The following is a 16940-nucleotide window of genomic DNA, read 5'->3' as shown; positions in this document are numbered from 1 at the left end:
TAGTCACTTACGTACAGGCGTGAATGTATGTTTAGATTCTCGCCTGTCGTGCGATACCCCCTTCGACGTTCGATCCCCTAACGAGAATCAGGCATGAACACAACACTTCGACGCAGTCGTACAGGGCTGTTGGCGCTGGCGGCTGGACTGCTGCTGTCGGCCTGCGGTCAGGAGGAGGCCGCTCCGCAGCAGGGCGGCGAGACACCGCCGCAGCCCAAGCCGGTGACCACGCTGGCGCCTCAGGACATTCCGCTGGACAAGTCCTACCCGGCCCAGCTGCGCAGCGATACCGAGGTGACCCTGGTGGCTCGCGTCACCGGCGTCCTCGAACAACGCCTCTTCGAACCCGGCGACATCGTGGAAAAGGGCGACAGCCTGTATGCCATCGAGCCGGACCTCTACCAGGCCACGGTGTCGCAGCGCGAGGCCGACCTGGCCAGCGCCCAGGCCGAGCTGGAGCGGGCGCGTCGCGACGCCAACCGCTTCCAGGAGCTGCTGCGTCAGAACTCGGTGAGCCGCCAGCAGGCTGACCAGGCCCAGGCCGACCTCAACGTGGCCCGGGCCTCCGTGGCCCAGGCCGAGGCTGCGCTGGCCAGCGCCCGCATCGACCTGGACTACGCCGACGTCACGGCCCCGGTCAGCGGTGCCATCGGTCTGAGCGAGGTCAACGTGGGCAACCTGGTCAGCGCCGGCACCGAGCTGGCCACCATCACCCCGGTGGACCCGCTGGAGGTGCGCTTCCAGCTTCCCCAGCAGGATGCCTTCACCCTGCGCCGCCAGCTCGGCGAGCAGGCGCCCGGCGAGATCGCCGCCAGCCTGGCGCTGCCGGGCGTCGACGAGGCCCTCGAGGGGCGCCTGGAATTCCTCGGCTCGCGGGTGGACGAGCGGACCAGCACCGTGCAGGCGAAGGCGACCTTCGACAATCCCGAGGGCGAGGTGCTGCCCGGCCAGTTCGTGCGGGTGCGCCTGGAAGGGCTGAAGCGCTTCGACGTGCTGGCGGTGCCGTCGATCGCCGTGGGTCAGGGCCTTATGGGGCCCCAGGTGTTCGTGCTCGACGAGGACGACGTGGCACGCGCCCGCACAGTGGACCTCGGCGAGCTGGCCGGCCCGTGGCAGATCCTGACCAGCGGCGTGGAGCCCGGTGATCGCGTGATGGTCGGCGATCCGGCGGGCGTCCAGCCCGGCACGCCGATCGCGCCCCAGCCGTTCGATGGCGACGCCCGGGCGCTGATCGCCCAGGCCACCGGCCAGAGCCAGGACCAGCCATCCGGGCAGGGGCAGGGTCCGGCACAGGGCCGTGATGGCGCGGCCGGCGCCGAACGGGCTTCGCCGGCCGAAGAGGACGCGGCTGAATGAATTTCTCCAACTTCTTCATCAAGCGACCGATCTTCGCGTCGGTGCTGGCGATCATCCTCACGGTGGTCGGCCTGATGAGCATGCGGGTACTGCCGATCGAGCAGTACCCCAGCGTGGTGCCGCCCACGGTCTCGGTCAACGCCACCTTCCCGGGGGCGGACGCCGAGACCGTGGCGCAGACCGTGGCGGCGCCCCTGGCCGAGGCCATCAACGGCGTCGAGGACATGCTCTACATGAACTCGACCAGCTCCGACAACGGGATGATGAGCCTGAGCGTGGCCTTCAACATCGGCTCCGACGGCGACATCAATACCATCAACGTCAACAACCGGGTGCAGGGGGCGCTCTCCCAGCTGCCGGAGGCGGTGCAGCAGCAGGGTGTGACGGTGGAGCTGCGCTCCAGCTCGATCCTCATGCTGGTCTCGCTGCTCTCCCCGGAGGGCGATTACGGCAAGGTCTACATGCAGAACTATGCCGCCCTCAACATTCTCGACGAGCTGCGCCAGGTGCCCGGCGTCGGCGAGGCCGAGGTGCTGGGCGGCGGCGATTTCGCCATGCGCATCTGGATGGATCCGGACAAGCTGGCGCAGTACGACCTGACGCCGTCCGAGGTGGCCAGCGCGATCCGCGCCCAGAACACCGAGGTGCCGGCGGGCAGTCTGGCGTCAGCGCCCCAGTCCGATGCCCGCGCCTTCACCTACACCATCACCGCCGGCGGCCGTCTGAGCGACGTCGATGACTTCCGCGACATCTTCCTGCGCACCAATCCCGACGGTTCGGCCCTGCGCCTGGATGACGTGGCGCGCATCGAGCTGGGCGCCTCGTCCTACGGCGTCGATGCCACGCTGAACGGTGGCACCATGGCGCCGATCCTGATCAACCAGCAGCCCGGTGCCAATGCCCTGGAGACCGCCAACGCGGTCAAGGCGAAGATGGAGGAGCTGGCCGGCCGCTTCCCGCCGGGACTCGAGTACGCCACGCCCTACGACACCACGCTGTTCATCGATGCCTCCGTGGAGACCGTGCTTCACACCTTCATCGAGGCGTTCCTGATCGTCGGCGTCATCCTGTTCATCTTCCTGCAGAACTGGCGCTTCACGGTGATCGCCATGTCGGTGGTGCCGGTCTCGGTGCTGGCCACCTTCGCCGGCTTCTACGCCTTCGGCTTCTCGATCAACCTGCTGACGCTGTTCGCCCTGGTGCTGTCGATCGGCATCGTGGTCGACGACGCCATCCTGGTGGTGGAGAACGTCGAGCGGGTGCTCAGCGAGGACGAGGAAACCACCGTCATGCAGGCCACGGTGCAGGCCATGCGCGAGGTCGGCGGGCCGGTCATCGCCACCTCGCTGATCATGGCGGCGGTGTTCGTGCCGGTGGCCTTCCTCGGGGGCTTCAGCGGCCAGATCTACCAGCAGTTCGCCCTGACCGTGGCGGTGTCGGTGGCCTTCTCGGCACTGATGGCGCTGACGTTCACTCCGGCGCTGTCGGCGATCTTCATCAAGCACGACCTGCACACCAGGGAAACGGGCTTCCAGCGCGCGGTGCGTACCCCGCTGCGCCTGTTCGATCGCTTCTTCGCCGGCACCACCGCCGTCTACATGTGGGTGGTCAAGAAACTGGTGCGTTTCTGGGGGCTGGCGCTGGTGCTGACCGCCCTGGTGGGCGCCGGCTCCTGGTGGCTCTACCAGAGCACGCCTTCGACGCTGGTGCCCGAGACCGACCAGGGCATCGTGATCGCCTCCGTGCAGCTGCCGGATTCGGCCTCGCTGGAGCGTACCCAGACCTACATGGCCAAGCTCAGCGCCGCCATCGAGGACAGCCCCGGCGTGAAGTACTCCACGTCGGTGGCGGGCTACGACATGCTGACCAGCTCGGTGAACACCGCCCGCGGGGTGATCTTCGTCACCCTGGAGCCCTGGGAAGAGCGCGAGGTCACGGCCACCGACATGATCGGCCGGATCATGGGCCTGGGCGCACAGATTCCCGGCGGCTCGGCGATGGCCTTCAACATGCCGCCGATCATCGGCCTGTCGACCACCGGTGGCTTCACCGGCTACCTGCAGTCCTATGAGGGTGCCTCGCCGGAAGAGCTCTACCAGGCGTCGGTCAAGGTCATGCAGGCCGCCGGTCAGCATCCGGTGCTGAATCAGGTGTTCACCACCTTCAACGTCAACGTGCCGTCCTTCCATGCCGAGATCGACCGGCAGAAGGCGCTGAGCTACGGCGTGTCGCTGGAGGCGCTCAACTCGACCCTGGGCAACACCTTCGGCAACGGTTTCGTCAACTACTTCAGCTACAAGGGCCGGAACTTCCAGGTCTATCTGCAGAACGAGGACGAGTACCGGGATGCGCCGGATGACATCAACAGCGTCTACGTGCGCGGCGGCGACGGCGAGCGGATCCCGCTGTCCGAGTTCGTGACCCTCGAGCGCCAGGTGGCGCCGGCGGTGGTGACCCGCTTCGGCGTCTATCCGGGGGCCCAGTTCCAGGGTGGTCCCGCACCGGGCTACAGCTCCGGCCAGGCGATCGCCGCCATGGAAGAGATCGTCGACGAGCAGCTCGGCGACGGCTGGGGCATGGGCTGGACCGGTACCGCCTATCAGGAAAGCGAAGCCGGCAACGCCGCGACCATGGCCATCGTCTTCGGCCTGCTGATGGTGTTCCTGATCCTGGCGGCGCAGTACGAGAGCTGGTCGCTGCCGCTGGCGGTGCTCACGGCCACGCCCTTCGCCTTCCTGGGCGGCATCGGCGGCATCGCCCTGCGCTCGCTGGATACCAGCGTCTACGTGCAGATCGGCATGCTGGTGGTGGTCGGGCTGGCGGCCAAGAACGCCATCCTGATCGTCGAGTTCGCCGAGCTGCAGCGTCGCGAGATGGGCAAGACCATCCGCGAGGCGGCCATCACGGCGGCGGAGCTGCGCTTCCGGCCGATCGTGATGACCTCGCTGGCGTTCATCTTCGGCACCCTGCCGCTGGCCATGGCCACCGGTGCCAGTGACACCAGCAGCCAGCACATCGGCACCACGGTGGCGATGGGCATGGCGTCCGTGGCGGTGCTCGGCAGCCTGTTCGTGCCGACCTTCTACGCCATGATCGCCAGCGTCACCGACTGGCTGAAGCGCAAGACGGGCGGCGATCGCGCCGAGCGTCCGGCGCTGGAGCAGGACGCGAGCTGATCAAGGTCGCGTCCGAGTCGACGGGCACCGTCTCCCCGAGGGAGGCGGTGCCCGTTTGCGTTGGGTCAGGAAAACGTCGCTGTGCGACCAAAGTGGGTGTGACGCGCCCCCGACGAGCGCTACGCTGAAGGCAGGACAACACTTTGCCGGCTAATGGGCCGGACGGAGGAGCCGCCATGAACGCCATCGCCTCGCTTGCCCTCAGCTTTCCGCTGATCTTTTTCACGGCGCTGCTGGCGCTGGTGGCCGTCTACTGGCTGCTGGTGCTGGTGCGCCTGGCCCCCGTGGAGCTGTTCGAACACGACAGCCTGCGCAACGACACCCTGGCCAGCGCCCTGGTGTCGCTGGGTTTCGCCGGCGTGCCGGCCTCGCTGGCGCTGAGTGCCTTGATCGTGCTCGCCTCGCTGCTGGCCTGGATCGTCGAGCTGGCGGTGCTGGGGCCGCTGCCGCTGGGCTTCTTTCGTGTGCCGCTCGGTCTGGCGGTGATCTGGGGTGCCTTCGCGCTGGCCTCGCCGCTGGCCGCGGCGTTGTGTCGTCGGCTGCATCGCCGCCTGCACCGGCATCCGAGCCTGTCGAAGCGCTGCCTGCTGGGCGAGCGCGTTCGGGTCATCGACGCCGATGCAGGAGGCGCCACGGCGGAGATGGTCGATGATCCCGGCCGCCAGGTACGCCTGCGGGGCAAGGCCGGCAATCGGCCGCGTGTTGGCGAAGTGCGCGTGCTGGTCAAGTATCTGGTCAACGACGAGGCCTATCGCTCGGTGCCCGAGCAGGACTACCTGGATGCCCGCACGCGACTGGTGCGGCTGCATCTGGTGGAACGCCATGAGGGGGCGATGCCGCGTCAGGAAGGCCGCCATGGTTCGCGGCCGTCGGCCTAGGCGGGAGGGCGGCTGAGCAGTCGCAGCTGGGCGTCGATTAGCTCACGGCTGCGCTCGGCCAGCGAGAAGGCCTCGGGGTCGCGTAGCCAGTCGTGATAGAGCCCGCTCATTATCGACTGCAGCAGGCGGGTGGCCAGCTCGGGGGAGACATCGTCACGCAGCTGGCCGAGCTGGCGGGCGGTGGTGAAGTAGCCTCGCAAGGCGTCGAGGCATTCGCTGGCCATCTCGCTCTGCATGGCCTGGGGGTCGATGTCGCTGAAGAACTCGCAGCGATGCAGCAGGATGGCGTGCACGCGTCGATGGCGCGGCTGTTCCAGGCGCTGCACTCCTTGTTGGCAGCCCAGGCGGATGGCCTCGAGAGGCCTGGCATCGTCGGCCTCGCTTTCCTTGACCAGTTCCTCGAAGGGCATGCGCACCCGGTCGACCATGGCCCGGAACAGGTCGGCCTTGTTCTTGAAGTGCCAGTAGACGGCGCCGCGGGTCATGCCGGCGTGGCGGGCGATCTGTTCCAGCGAGGTGCGGGCCACCCCTTTCTCGAAAAACACTTCCTCGGCGGCATCGAGCAGGGCCACGCGAGTGGCTTCGGCTTCGGCCTTGGTACGTCTGGCCATGGGATGATCGACTCCGGGTGAGTAGGCGGCCATTCTACCCAAGCCGAGTGACGCTTTACATTCATCCTTGAATGCCACCCTGGTCTTCGTCGCTTGAGCCGCCCGCGGGGATGAGTGAATATGAGTCAGCGCTTATCTCAGGAGATCGCCCCATGGCCCGTGCTCCCTTCGAACTCGCCGACGTCCGGGTGGCGCCGGGCAGTCGTCAGCAGATCGACGTGCCGGCGGCCCGGCTCTACACCCATGCGCCGCTGACCATCCCGGTGGAGGTGGTCCATGGCCGCCAGCCGGGGCCGGTGATGCTGGTCTGCGGCGGCATCCACGGCGACGAGATCAACGGCGTGGAAATCGTGCGCCGGCTGCTGCGCTCGCGGCAGCTGAAGGGGCTGCGCGGGACCCTGATCGGCGTGCCGATCGTCAACGTCTTCGGTTTCGTCCAGCACAGCCGCTACCTGCCCGATCGGCGCGACCTGAACCGCTGTTTTCCGGGCAGCGAGTCGGGCTCGCTGGGGAGCCGGATCGCGGCCCTGTTCCGCGAGCAGATCGTCGACCAGGCGACCCATATCATCGATCTGCACACCGGCGCCCTGCATCGCACCAACCTGCCCCAGATCCGCGCTCGGCTGACGCCCGGCAGCGAGACCGAACGCATGGCGGATGCCTTCGGCGCGCCGGTCATCCTCAACGCCGAGCTGCGTGACGGCAGCCTGCGCCACTACGCCGAGAGTCGCGACATCCCTGTGCTGACCTACGAGGCCGGCGAGGCGCTGCGCTTCGACGAGTGGGCCATCGCGCCGGGCGTTCGCGGTGTGCTGCGGGTGATGCGCCGGCTCGGGATGCTGACCGGCGAACGGCGACGCCGGCCACCGCCCGCCGCCGAGGTGGCCGGCGGCTCGAGCTGGGCGAGGGCGCCGATCGACGGCATCCTGCGGCCGCAGGTGCGTCTCGGTGCAAGGGTGGCCGCGGGAGAGCTGCTGGGACGGGTGGCCGACCCCTTCGGCAACGCCGAGGGCGAGGTGCGGGCCGTGGCCGACGGCATCGTGATTGGCATGAGCCGCCTGCCGCTGGCCAACGAGGGGGAGGCGCTGTTCCATATCGCGCGCTTCGATGCGATCGAGGAGGCGGAGAGCGCGGTCGAGAGTTTCCAGTCGAGCCTCGATCCGCCCCCCGATGCCCTGTACTGACGCGCTTTGTTGACCGACGGCTCAGCCGGCCAGACTGGTGTCCTGCGGCCGGGGCACCAGGCCCAGGGCATCGTCGAACACCGCCATGCCGGCGCCTTCGCGGTGGGCATGCTCCGAGAGATGGCGGCGGAACTTGCGGCCGCCCGGGCAGCCCTGGAAGAGGCCGAGCAGGTGGCGGGTCATGTGGTTGAGCTTCGCCCCTTGCTCGAGCCGGCGGGCGATATAGGGCCGGAAGGCTTCGGCGGCGGCATGACGATCGGCCGCGGGGGCGTCTTCGCCATAGAGGCGCCGGTCGACGTCGGCCAGCAGCCAGGGATTCTGGTAGGCCTCGCGGCCCACCATCACGCTGTCCACATGTTCGAGTTGGGCCTGGCACTCGTCGAGCGTCTTGATGCCGCCGTTGATGCCGATGTGCAGATCGGGGCGCTGCTGCTTGAGGCGATGCACGCGGCCGTAGTTGAGCGGCGGCACGTCGCGGTTCTCCTTGGGCGACAGCCCCTCCAGCCAGGCCTTGCGGGCATGCACGGTGAACACTTCGCAGCCGGCGTCGGCGACGCGCTCGATGAAGTGGGCCAGGTCGGCGTCCTCGTCCTGGTCGTCGATGCCGATGCGACACTTCACGGTGACCGGGATTGACACCGCCTCGCGCATCGCCGCCACTGCCGCTGCCACCTTCTCGGGATGGGCCATCAGGCAGGCGCCGATCAGGTTGTTCTGTACCCGGTCGCTGGGACAGCCGACGTTGAGATTGACCTCGTCATAGCCCCATGCCTCGGCGATCGCCGCGCACTCGGCCAGTGCGCCGGCGTCGCTGCCGCCGAGCTGCAGGGCGAGCGGATGTTCCACGTCGTCGTAGCCGAGGAAGCGCTCGCGCGGACTGCCGTGCAGGATGGCGCCGGTGGTCACCATCTCGGTGTAGAGCAGGGTGCGGCGCGTCAGGGTCCGGGCGAACGCGCGGTAGTCGCGGGTCGTCCAGTCCATCATGGGGGCAACACTGAACCGGCGAGCCTCTGAAAGCGGGTCTTTTTGAGTCATATCAATCGCTTGGCGTGTTCGCCATACTGTATAAATATACTGTTTAGTCCCGACTGATACCGCTTATAACCGGCCTTGCTGTACCATCTCTGCACCACTTTTCGGGTTGTGGACGATTTACGCAGGAGGCTGGTACACCATGGCGACTTTTCAGAAGCGCGGGACTCGGTGGCGCGCCATTGTACGCAAGAAAGGGCACCCGGCACAGAGTAGGACATTCAGCACGAAGGCGCGTGCGCAGGCCTGGGCGCGGCAGGTCGAGGACGCGCTGGAAGCGGGCGATCTGGGCCTGGGGCCGGTGCCGACGTTGGGCGATGTGGTCGACGCTCACCTGGTACACCTGAAGCAGACCTCCGACCGCGGGCGGAAGAACGAGACCTCCGGCCGCAGCGTGAAGGCTGGGCTCGGCGAGGAGACCCTGGTCAGCGAGCTGGACTATAAGCGCCTGGCCGACTTCTGCCAGTCGCGGCTGACCGTCGACGGCGTGAAGCCATCCACCACCCAGCACGACATCATGTTTCTCTCGGGCGCGATCACCACGGCCATCGTCGAGGGGCGCCTGCCTGCCGAGTATCGGGATCGCGTGTCATCGTGGCGCCAGGGGTTGAAGCGGGGCGGCCTGATCGGCTCGCCGCAGAGCCGCGACCGGCGGCTGGCTGACGACGAGCTCGAGGCGCTCCTGGTGCACACCAAACACAATCGCGCCCTTCGGCGGATTCGCTATCACGACCTGATCCGCTTCGCGGTGGAGTCCTGCATGCGGCTGGATGAGATCTGCAGCCTGCGCTGGGCAGACGTCGACTTTGAGGCGGGCACGGTGATCATCCGGCTGCGCAAGCACCCCACGCAGAAGACCGACCAGGAAGTGCCGCTGATGGGCGAGAGCCAGGCGATCATCGAAGCCCAGTCGAGGGACGACGAGAGGGTTTTTCCCTACGGGGCCGAGTCGGTGTCGAACGGGTTTCGGCGGATATGCCGGCACCTGGAGATCGAGGACCTGCACTTCCACGACCTGCGCCATGAGGGCATCAGCCGGCTGTTCGAGCGGGGGTATCAGATCCAGGAGGTGGCCCTGGTGTCGGGCCACCGAGACTGGGGGAGCTTGAGGCGGTACGTGAATCTGAGGGCGGGCGATCTGGCGAAGCGGGACCGGGATCGCGGCCGTTAGGCCGCGGTCTCGCGCTGCTCGTCGATGTACTTGGCGGCGTCGTTGATGTGCACCATCGGCTGCCGGGCGGTGCGGGTCAGCGGCACCGGGAAGGTGCCGGCGGCGATCCGGTTGCGGGCGGTCTGCAGCTCGACTCCCATGATGTCCCTGGCGAAGGTCTCGAGCGGAATCAGCGGCTTTTCGTAGACGGCCAGCAGCATGAACTCGGTTTTCATGATGTCTCCCTGTTCCTGGCACGCCAGGCGTTGAAGCGGTTGCGGATCTGGCGGAAGGTGCGCTCCGCCTCGGGGCGATGGTCCAGCTCGGCGCGGCTCTCGATGCCGCAGGCGGCGCAGAGCCAGTCCCGGGCGTCCTGCTCGTTGTGCGTGCCGTCCGGCAGCTGGCCCTCGGTCATGCCGAACTTGTGGCGGCGGCGGCGATCCAGGTAGAGCCGGAAGGCGGCGTCCTGGCAGAGCATTGCCGCCTGGCGGGCCCTGGGCCCGCCTTTGGTGGCGGTCTTGTTCATGACGCCACTCCCTTCGAATGAGCGGAATGTTGCTCAGAATGGTGTGGGTGCGCGTGATTATGAGCAGTATGTTGCCCATCTTCCGCCCGCTGTGCTCTCAAGATGGCGGCATCGCGCTGTCCCTGGACGTGCTGCAGCTCCTCCTCGGCCTCCCGTGCCCGCACCGCCAGCTTGTCGCGCTCGACGTCGCCCTCGACCACCCGGGCACTCATCTGGCTGACCTGATCCTCCAGCTCGTCCATCTGCTCGGCCTGGGCGCTGTTCTGCCGGTTGAGGAAGTTCACGCGGTTGGCCAGCGCGTCGCGCTCGGCTTCCAGCTGGTGGGCCTTGTGGAGTGACAGCCGGGCGGTCATGCGGGCGAGGGCGTACTTCTCTTCGAGCATCTTGCGGTCCATCTGGCGGGCGTGCTGGACGTCGCCCATCTCCTTGAGCAGCGGCGGCTCGAGCTCCTCGGGCGTGAAGTCGAGCGACCAGACCAGCATGGTGAGGGCCGCGTCCAGGGTCTCGGCGAGGTCGCCGGCTTGGCTCATCTGCTCGGCGGCAGGCCCCGGGGTGCGAAGGGGCGGCTGTGTCGCGTTATCCATGGCTCAGCTCCTTGGCGTTCTGCTCGATGCGATCGGCCTCGACCAGGAGGTGATCGCGCCAGTCGTGCTTCTCGTGCAGCCGCATGGCGTAGCGGCGCAGTGCCGAGGCTTCGGCGCGTGCCCGGGCGCCGGACGGCACCTTCTGAATGATGCGCAGCAGGGCGCCGAACAGCTCGCTGCGATCCTGGTAGTCGGTGGGCACCAGGCGGCCGATCTCGCCGAACTGGGCGGCCACGCCGTCGAGGTCGGTGCGGGCCGCTTCCAGAGCGCCATGCTGCTCGGTCAGCGAGCGGGCGGCGTCTTCCAGGTCGCCGAGATCCTGGTCGGCGGTGAGCAGGTCCGCCCACTCGCCGTTACTCAGGTTGGCGGCCAGCTGCCGGATGCCCTGGCGCAGCTGCTGGACTTCCTCGCAGAGTTCCTCGTGTGTCTTGTTCATGCGGCACCTCGCTCTTCGACAGGATTGGTTGAGTCATTGGCCCGGGCGATGGCGGCCATGGGCAGCGGGCTGACGCTGTTGCCGCACATGCGCGTCTGGGCGGTGAGGGTGAAGCGCCGGCCGTCGTGGCCGCGGTCGATGATGTAGCTGTCGGGGAAGCCCTGGGCGCGGTAGAGCTCGCGGGGCTTGAGCATGCGCAGGGCGATGTCGACGATCACGTAAGGCGTGCCCTGGATCGTGACGGTGACCAGGGCCAGCCGGTCCCGGGTAGTGATGGTGTCGAGTGGGGTGCGCAGGTCACGCGGCATTCCCTTGCCGTAGTAGTTGATGAGGAATGCCGCGACGCGCAGCGCGCCGGCTTCCTGTGCTGATGTGAGCGGTGCCGCCAGGCTGGCGGTGACCAGCTGCTGCTGGGTGCCGCGCCCGGTGATGGTGGTCAGGGGATCACTGGCGGCGCGGCCGGCGCCGTCATAGAAACCACCGTTCATCTGGGCCATGAAGGCAGTGATCAGCGCGTGCTTGCCGCCGCCGGCGACCACCGTGCCCAGGGGTTGGCTAATGTCCAGCGCCCGTGGTGCCTGGCCGGGCCGCTCGCCGTAGCCAGTTTGCACCAGGGTCGCGCTGGCCAAGGCGAACGCGCCGCCCTTGGGCCAAGCAGTGACGGTGCGCAGCGGCTCGTCGATCGGGTGCACGGCCTCGCCGGCGCCGCCGTAGTTGGCGATCGGCACGATGAAGGGATCGCCGGCGCTGATCACGAACTTGTCGATGCCCTTGGCGATACGCTTCAGGGTGTTGTCCGCCAGCGGGCGGGGCCGGTCGAAGATCGAGCGCGAGGGGATCGACCAGTCTATGCACTCGGCGGCCGACCGCCAGCGCTGCTGCCCGAGCTTCGGGTGCTTGTGGTGCGTGGGCTCGGGCCAGACGATCGGGCGGCCGTCGCAGCGGGCGATCAGGAACAGGCGTTCGCGAGTGGTGGGCGCGCCGTAGTCGCAGGCTCGCAGGGTGCGCCACTGCACCTGGTAACCCAGGCGGCGCAGGCCGTCGACGAAATGACGCCAGTTGTGTCCGCGCCGGCGGCGGTCCGGTACCAGGAACTGTTCCTCGAGCGGCACGCGCTCGCCCGGATCGGCGACGCTGCCGTCGACCTTCACCACGCGGCCGGTGGCCTTGCAGCGCTTGGCGATCAGCGGCGACCACTGGAGGATCTGCTCGACGTTCTCCAGGGTGATCACGCGCGGCCGCACCTTGCCGGCCCACTTGTGCACGACCCACGACAGCGAGCGGATGGCGCGCTTGCGGGGCTGGCCGCCGCGGGCCTGGCTGTGGTGGGTGCAGTCGGGGCTGGCGTGGAAGTGGCCGACCGGCCGCCCTTGGCAGGCGGCCAGGGGGTCGACCTCGTAGACGTCGCTCAGGTAGTGATCGGCGCCCGGGTGGTTGGCCTGGTGCATGCTGATGGCGTCGGCGTCGTGGTTGATGGCCACGTGCACCGGGCGATCGAGGCCCATCTCCAGCCCGGTGGAAGCGCCACCACCACCGGCGAACAGATCGACGTTGATCTCGCCGGCGAAGTCGATGGCGAACTGGGTACGCCAGTGCTTATCTGACATGGCGGCGCTTCCTCTCGCGGATGGATTGGCACTCGATGCAGGTGGTGGCCCAGGGCGCGGCCTGGCGGCGGGCGGCCGGGATCTCTTCGCCGCAGTCGTCGCACTCGGCGCTTCCGGCCCAGTCGACGCCTATCCAGCGCGGGCGATTGGCCAGGGCGCCCTCGAGGCGGTTCTCCATCATCTCGGTGGCGATGTCGGCCTTGTCAGCCATGGGCGATCCGCTCCTGCACGGCCTGGCCGTCGCGATAGGCGCAGTGGTGGTCGGCGAGGGCCTGGCGCAGGTCTTCCTCGCTGTTGAAGGCCACAACCATGGCGTAGCGGTGGCGGACCTGGCCGCTGTCGGCGGTCATGACCTCGACCTCGCCGGCGTCCTGCAGGATGCCGCGCGGTTCCGGCTGGTGGTGTTGGGCGATGGGCATACGTCCTCCTTGATGACGGATCAGCACAGTTCCGGCGGGAAGAACTCTTCCGGCTCGGGCGGTGCGGGTGGTTGGAAGAGCCGCTGGGCAGCGGCGCGGACGAGGCGGGCTTCGAGATCCGCGTCTTCCGCGATGGCGCGCTGTTCATCGCTCTGGCGCCATTCCACGAAACGGCGGACCTGCTCGGCGAGGACCTCCGGTGGGGGAGTGCTGGGGGTGGTGCTCAGCGGGGTGACCGACACCCCCGTACAGTTAGTGACACAAGTCCAAGCGTCGCCGGCTTCGCCGGCTCCGGAACTGCCCGCCGCCTGCTGGCGGGAGCGAATCTCCCACCGATACAGGCGCGTGAGGTATTCGGCCTGACGGCCGCGATCGTCGCGGACGACCAGGCCCCAGGTGGCTTTCACCGGCTCGCCGTAGCGGCCGCGCGCCTCGATGCCGTGATGCTCCTCGCCGGTGGCGTGGCTGAACTCGGCCTGGCCGGTGTCGGGGCGGTTCAGGCTCCAGGGCTTGATCGGCTGGTCGGCGCGCGGCGTGTTGGGGCCGCCCATCAGGCGCATGAACAGGTCCCACTGGCCGGCGTTGGCGGCCTGGCGAATCAGTGCCAGGCGTTCGGAGACGGTGGGCGCGGGGCGGGTGGCTTCCTCCCACTGGCGCAGCGCCTCCTCGTTCCTCTCGGTCAGGCGGCGCACCTCGCGCCACACGGTGACGCTGGGAAGGCCCAGGAACTGGAACTGGCGAATGCCCCATGTCGCGGCCCAGGCCTCGATGCGCGGGGCGGCGTCGGACAGCTCATGGCCGTAGCGGTCCTGGCTGTCGTTCTCGACGCCGTCGCGGGCGAACTGCTCGCCGTTGATGTTCTTGCTGACGTACTTGGCCACGTAGCCGGCGGCGGTGCCGCGGGAATAGTCGATGCGCACCGGCTTGAAGCGGGCGGTGGTCTTGTGGCCGCGGCGGTCATAGAGCTCGTCCGGCGACTCGGCCTCGGCGTACTCGCGCAGGATCTCGGTCACGCGCGGCTCGGCCTCCGGCTCCATCCACAGCAGCAGGTGCCAGTGGGGTGTGCCGTCGTGGTTGGGCTCGACCACGCGAATGCCGTACACGCCCAGACCCTCGCGGGCCAGCTTGGCGCGAGCCTGAGACCACAGCTTCTGGATGTGCTGCTGAGCCTCGCGCGGAGTGCTGCCGTCGTACTTGCGGTTGCGGCGCGAATTCTTGTGCAGCACCGGGTGGAAGCGCGACGGCGCGGTGATGGTGTAGAACATGCCGGCGTGCCCGAGGCGGCGGGCCTCGTTCTCGGTGTCGCGGATGCGCAGCATCAGCTCGGCGCGGCGGTGATCGGCATTGGCCAGGCCCAGCTCGGCCAGCTCGGCGAGGCTGTAGACCTGGCCGTCCTGGTTGATGGCTTCCAGGGTCTCCAGCAGGGCGCGGTTGCGCACCTTCTGGCTGCGCCGGCGCTCGACGGTCATGTCGCTGCAGTAGATGCCGGCGCGGGCATGCACGCGGTGGGCCTCGCGCTGGACCTGCTCGAGGCGGCGGCCGGCGGTGCGGCGCAGCTTGCGGCGCCACCACAGCGAGCAGCTCAGCCGGGCCAGCTGCACGGCGTTGCGCGAGCGGCGGGCCGGCGGCTCGATGTCGTGCAAGGCGGCGCGCTGGCGAGCCTTCTTGAGCGCGATCTCGTCGACCACGGCCAGGCTCATCGGTGGGTGGTAGGCGAAGCGCATCACCTTCATCAGCGGCACGGCCGCCGGCGGCGGGGTCAGGGCGTTGCGGCTGTCGGCGAGCTGGTCGCGGTAGTCGGTTAGCTTGGCCGAGAGTGTCTCGCCCTGGGGCGAGACGGCCCGGGCCGGCGGCGGCAGCAGGCCGTGCTGGCGGCGGCGGTTGTAGTCGGCAATGCCGCCGATCAGCTTCTGGCGCTCGTCGTCCACGGCGCGGGCTTGGGCCTCGGCGTAGCGCACCAGGGCCTCGTCGTCGTGGGTGGCGTTCAGGGCGCCTACGGTGAGGCGCTTCTCGACATCGGCCAGCCAGGCGTTCTCGGCCTGGATGCCCTCAATGGTGGTGCGTTCCAGGCGGCGCAGAGAGGCCGCGCCGCGCTCCAGGTCGTCGGCGATCGGGGCGAAGCGACGATAGACGCGGCCCGGATCGATGAGGCCCTGGGTGTTGCGGCGCAGCCAGGTGTTGGCGGCAACGTGCCCGAAGCGCTTGGAAACCTGGATATAGCCCTCGGCGAGAGGCTCGGCGAGGCTCGGGAGGCCCTCCCACACATTGGCGAGGAACTCGCGGCAGTCCCGGGTACGGGAACTGTGCTCGAAGGCGCGTTCCTGAGCACTCATGGCAGAGACCTCGCGGCCAGATCGACGACTTGTTCGTATCGACCGATGCAGCGCTCAAGCTGGTCGATCCGCGCATCAAGCTGGCGAAGAGAAGCGTCCAGATCGTCGGCGGCGAACACGTTGTCCTGCCCATACATCCGGTTGCAGACGGCTTGCAGCTCTGCGCGAGCACGGCGCAGCTGGCCCAGAGACTGTTCAACATCCACGGACATCAATGCGCCTCCGGACGGATCGGCAGGGCCTCGGCGACGGGTGCTGTCGGCTGGTCGGTGGTGGCCAGCTCGGCGGCGTGTTCCTGCACCACGGCCTCGACCTCGAGCAGCTGGTTGCCCAGCCGGTACGCGGCCTGGCCGAGTTCACGGGATGCCGTGGTGTGGCCGGCTTGGCGAAGCTGGTGGGCGCGCTGTTCCAGGTCGCCCTTGTCGACCCACAGGCGGCTGAGGGTGTCGTTGAGCATCACGCCACCCCCCGCTCGATGATGGCCAGCCAGTGCAGGGCGGCCTCGGTGTTGCCCTCGGCCAGCGCCTGGCGGGCGTGGGTGGCCAGCTCTCGGCTAGGGTGCGGGCGATGACCGCTCATGTCGTCGATCAGGTCAGAGGCGTGCCGGCTCATGCGGTGCAGTGCGGCGCGGATGGCCTCACGACTGGCCTTGGGCATTTCCTGGATCGGAGTGCGAGGGTCGCGCTGTGGCAGGTTGGCGCTGGCCATCAGCATGCGGCGCTCGGCGGCATTGAGCTCGATCCACTTCGTGGCCAGGTCCTGGTCGTTGCAGCGGTCGTGCAGCTCGGCGCGCAGGGCGCCCCATTCGCCGCGGTCGGGCTCCACGGCGGGCGTCTGGCGATGCGTGACAGGCAGTTGGCTGACGTTGCTGGGCATGAGTTTCCCTCCCACGGGCGTGGCGACGTTGGCGAACGGGGGCGAAAGCGGGTTAGTGCGTGGGGCGTTCCAGCATCAGCAGGGTGCCGCCGACGGTGTTGCCGACCTGGAGGTCGTGGCCCTTGAGCAGCTCGCGCAGGTCGCTGACGGTGAGGGCGATGCGCTGGCCGGCGGCGTTGGTGATCACCACCGCGTGGCTGGTGGTGGCGGCGAGGTCGATGGTCTCGCGCCGGTTGATCGTCTCGAGCTCGGCGAGCGCCTGCAGGGCGGCGTTCTCGGCGGTGCGTTCGGTCATCTCATGGGCCTCGCAGAGGTAGTCGATGCAGTCGTCGAGGGCCTCGGCACGGTGCCAGTCGCGGTGGCGCCACAGGCGGCCGACGGCGACGTTGTGCGGGTCGAGCTGGGGAGCGGCGCCGGGGCGGATCGGGGCAACGTTGGTCATGGTGTTCTTTCCTTGGGGCTATTGAGCATTAGTTCCGAATTGCTCGTTGATCTGCTCGAGCAGGAGCTTTCTTCCGACAGGATCGATGGCCAGCTGGCCGATCAGCCGGCGTGCTGAGGCGGTATCCATGGGAATGCGGATCAGCGGGTCTGGCGTCAGGCTCGGAGTTGTGGTGGCCGTGAAAAAGCTCACCGCGATACCCCGCCATCCGCAGATTTCACTCGTGCACTCCAGGTAGAGCTTGTGGAGCTCCCTGGTAGGCCTGTAGCTGGACCGCGTCCGGCATTTTTGTTGGCAATGAGGGCAGTCGATTCTCATCCCTTTTCCTTC

At 68.3% G+C, this 16940-nt stretch carries 20 protein-coding genes; 5 read left to right on the top strand and 15 right to left on the bottom strand.

Translation table 11 applies throughout. From position 1 onward, the window contains the following. Positions 1-93: 93 nt before the first annotated feature. The 3 genes from UN84_RS12105 (at position 94) to UN84_RS12095 (ending at position 5410) form a co-directional block, all read left to right on the top strand. Positions 94-1356 (top strand): efflux RND transporter periplasmic adaptor subunit, encoded by a 1263-nt coding sequence (locus UN84_RS12105; RefSeq protein WP_046079960.1) that lies wholly within the window; start codon positions 94-96, stop codon positions 1354-1356. Beyond that, a complete protein-coding gene (locus UN84_RS12100) occupies positions 1353-4532 on the top strand; it encodes an efflux RND transporter permease subunit (RefSeq protein ID WP_035597328.1) in 3180 nt (1059 codons plus the stop codon). Before UN84_RS12105 ends, UN84_RS12100 begins: the two co-directional genes overlap by 4 nt. Positions 4533-4708: 176 nt before the next feature. Beyond that, positions 4709-5410 carry a hypothetical protein gene (locus tag UN84_RS12095; RefSeq protein WP_046079961.1) on the top strand — a complete coding sequence of 234 codons (702 nt, stop codon included), beginning with the start codon at positions 4709-4711 and terminating at the stop codon, positions 5408-5410. Here the strand turns inward: UN84_RS12095 and UN84_RS12090 are convergent. Then, positions 5407-6021 (bottom strand): TetR family transcriptional regulator, encoded by a 615-nt coding sequence (locus UN84_RS12090; protein ID WP_046080483.1) that lies wholly within the window; start codon positions 6019-6021, stop codon positions 5407-5409. The genes UN84_RS12095 and UN84_RS12090 overlap by 4 nt on opposite strands. Positions 6022-6173: 152 nt before the next feature. On the opposite strand from UN84_RS12090, the gene UN84_RS12085 reads away from it, so the two are divergent. Next, positions 6174-7205: a succinylglutamate desuccinylase/aspartoacylase family protein gene (locus tag UN84_RS12085; RefSeq protein WP_035597321.1), complete on the top strand. Its 1032-nt coding sequence runs from the start codon at positions 6174-6176 to the stop codon at positions 7203-7205. A 21-nt stretch (positions 7206-7226) separates the two neighbouring features. On the opposite strand, the gene dusA is transcribed toward UN84_RS12085, so the two are convergent. Further along, a complete protein-coding gene (dusA, locus tag UN84_RS12080; RefSeq protein WP_046079962.1) occupies positions 7227-8240 on the bottom strand; it encodes a tRNA dihydrouridine(20/20a) synthase DusA in 1014 nt (337 codons plus the stop codon). A gap of 139 nt (positions 8241-8379) precedes the next feature. On the opposite strand from dusA, the gene UN84_RS12075 reads away from it, so the two are divergent. Then, positions 8380-9408 carry a site-specific integrase gene (locus UN84_RS12075; protein WP_046079963.1) on the top strand — a complete coding sequence of 343 codons (1029 nt, stop codon included), beginning with the start codon at positions 8380-8382 and terminating at the stop codon, positions 9406-9408. Here UN84_RS12075 and UN84_RS12070 read toward each other — a convergent pair. From UN84_RS12070 to UN84_RS12010, 13 genes are read right to left on the bottom strand one after another with little or no spacing between them, the layout of a single operon-like run. Beyond that, positions 9405-9623, bottom strand: coding sequence for a pyocin activator PrtN family protein (locus UN84_RS12070; protein ID WP_046079964.1), 219 nt, complete (start codon positions 9621-9623; stop codon positions 9405-9407). The genes UN84_RS12075 and UN84_RS12070 overlap by 4 nt on opposite strands. Then, complete coding sequence (locus UN84_RS12065; RefSeq protein WP_046079965.1) at positions 9620-9913, bottom strand: hypothetical protein; 294 nt, start codon at positions 9911-9913, stop codon at positions 9620-9622. Before UN84_RS12065 ends, UN84_RS12070 begins: the two co-directional genes overlap by 4 nt. Further along, on the bottom strand, positions 9910-10497 hold the full coding sequence (locus UN84_RS12060) for a hypothetical protein (RefSeq protein WP_046079966.1): 588 nt from the start codon (positions 10495-10497) through the stop codon (positions 9910-9912). Before UN84_RS12060 ends, UN84_RS12065 begins: the two co-directional genes overlap by 4 nt. Then, the gene (locus UN84_RS12055) at positions 10490-10933 is read right to left on the bottom strand and encodes a hypothetical protein (RefSeq protein WP_046079967.1); all 444 of its coding nucleotides are present in this window, start codon (positions 10931-10933) and stop codon (positions 10490-10492) included. The genes UN84_RS12060 and UN84_RS12055 overlap by 8 nt, the downstream gene beginning before the upstream one ends. Further along, complete coding sequence (locus tag UN84_RS12050; RefSeq protein WP_046079968.1) at positions 10930-12540, bottom strand: DNA cytosine methyltransferase; 1611 nt, start codon at positions 12538-12540, stop codon at positions 10930-10932. The genes UN84_RS12055 and UN84_RS12050 overlap by 4 nt, the downstream gene beginning before the upstream one ends. Beyond that, entirely contained in the window at positions 12530-12751 is a 222-nt protein-coding gene (locus UN84_RS12045) for a TraR/DksA family transcriptional regulator (protein ID WP_046079969.1), read from the bottom strand. The genes UN84_RS12050 and UN84_RS12045 overlap by 11 nt, the downstream gene beginning before the upstream one ends. After that, positions 12744-12959: a hypothetical protein gene (locus UN84_RS12040; RefSeq protein WP_046079970.1), complete on the bottom strand. Its 216-nt coding sequence runs from the start codon at positions 12957-12959 to the stop codon at positions 12744-12746. The genes UN84_RS12045 and UN84_RS12040 overlap by 8 nt, the downstream gene beginning before the upstream one ends. A 20-nt stretch (positions 12960-12979) precedes the next feature. After that, positions 12980-15292: a replication endonuclease gene (locus tag UN84_RS12035; protein ID WP_052719384.1), complete on the bottom strand. Its 2313-nt coding sequence runs from the start codon at positions 15290-15292 to the stop codon at positions 12980-12982. Next, positions 15289-15504 carry a hypothetical protein gene (locus tag UN84_RS12030; protein WP_046079971.1) on the bottom strand — a complete coding sequence of 72 codons (216 nt, stop codon included), beginning with the start codon at positions 15502-15504 and terminating at the stop codon, positions 15289-15291. The genes UN84_RS12035 and UN84_RS12030 overlap by 4 nt, the downstream gene beginning before the upstream one ends. Then, positions 15504-15749, bottom strand: coding sequence for a hypothetical protein (locus UN84_RS12025; RefSeq protein WP_046079972.1), 246 nt, complete (start codon positions 15747-15749; stop codon positions 15504-15506). The genes UN84_RS12030 and UN84_RS12025 overlap by 1 nt, the downstream gene beginning before the upstream one ends. Further along, positions 15749-16168, bottom strand: a complete 420-nt coding sequence (locus UN84_RS12020; RefSeq protein ID WP_046079973.1) for a hypothetical protein — start codon at positions 16166-16168, stop codon at positions 15749-15751. The genes UN84_RS12025 and UN84_RS12020 overlap by 1 nt, the downstream gene beginning before the upstream one ends. Positions 16169-16220: 52 nt before the next feature. Continuing rightward, positions 16221-16610, bottom strand: a complete 390-nt coding sequence (locus UN84_RS12015) for a hypothetical protein (protein WP_046079974.1) — start codon at positions 16608-16610, stop codon at positions 16221-16223. A gap of 18 nt (positions 16611-16628) precedes the next feature. Next, complete coding sequence (locus UN84_RS12010) at positions 16629-16928, bottom strand: ogr/Delta-like zinc finger family protein (RefSeq protein ID WP_046079975.1); 300 nt, start codon at positions 16926-16928, stop codon at positions 16629-16631. Between the last annotated feature and the right edge of the window lie 12 nt (positions 16929-16940).

Origin of the sequence: Halomonas sp. HG01, assembly GCF_000968715.2 — a bacterium.
In the GTDB taxonomy this organism is placed as follows: Bacteria; Pseudomonadota; Gammaproteobacteria; order Pseudomonadales; family Halomonadaceae; genus Halomonas; species Halomonas halophila.
This window is presented reverse-complemented; position numbering and strand designations above follow the sequence as displayed.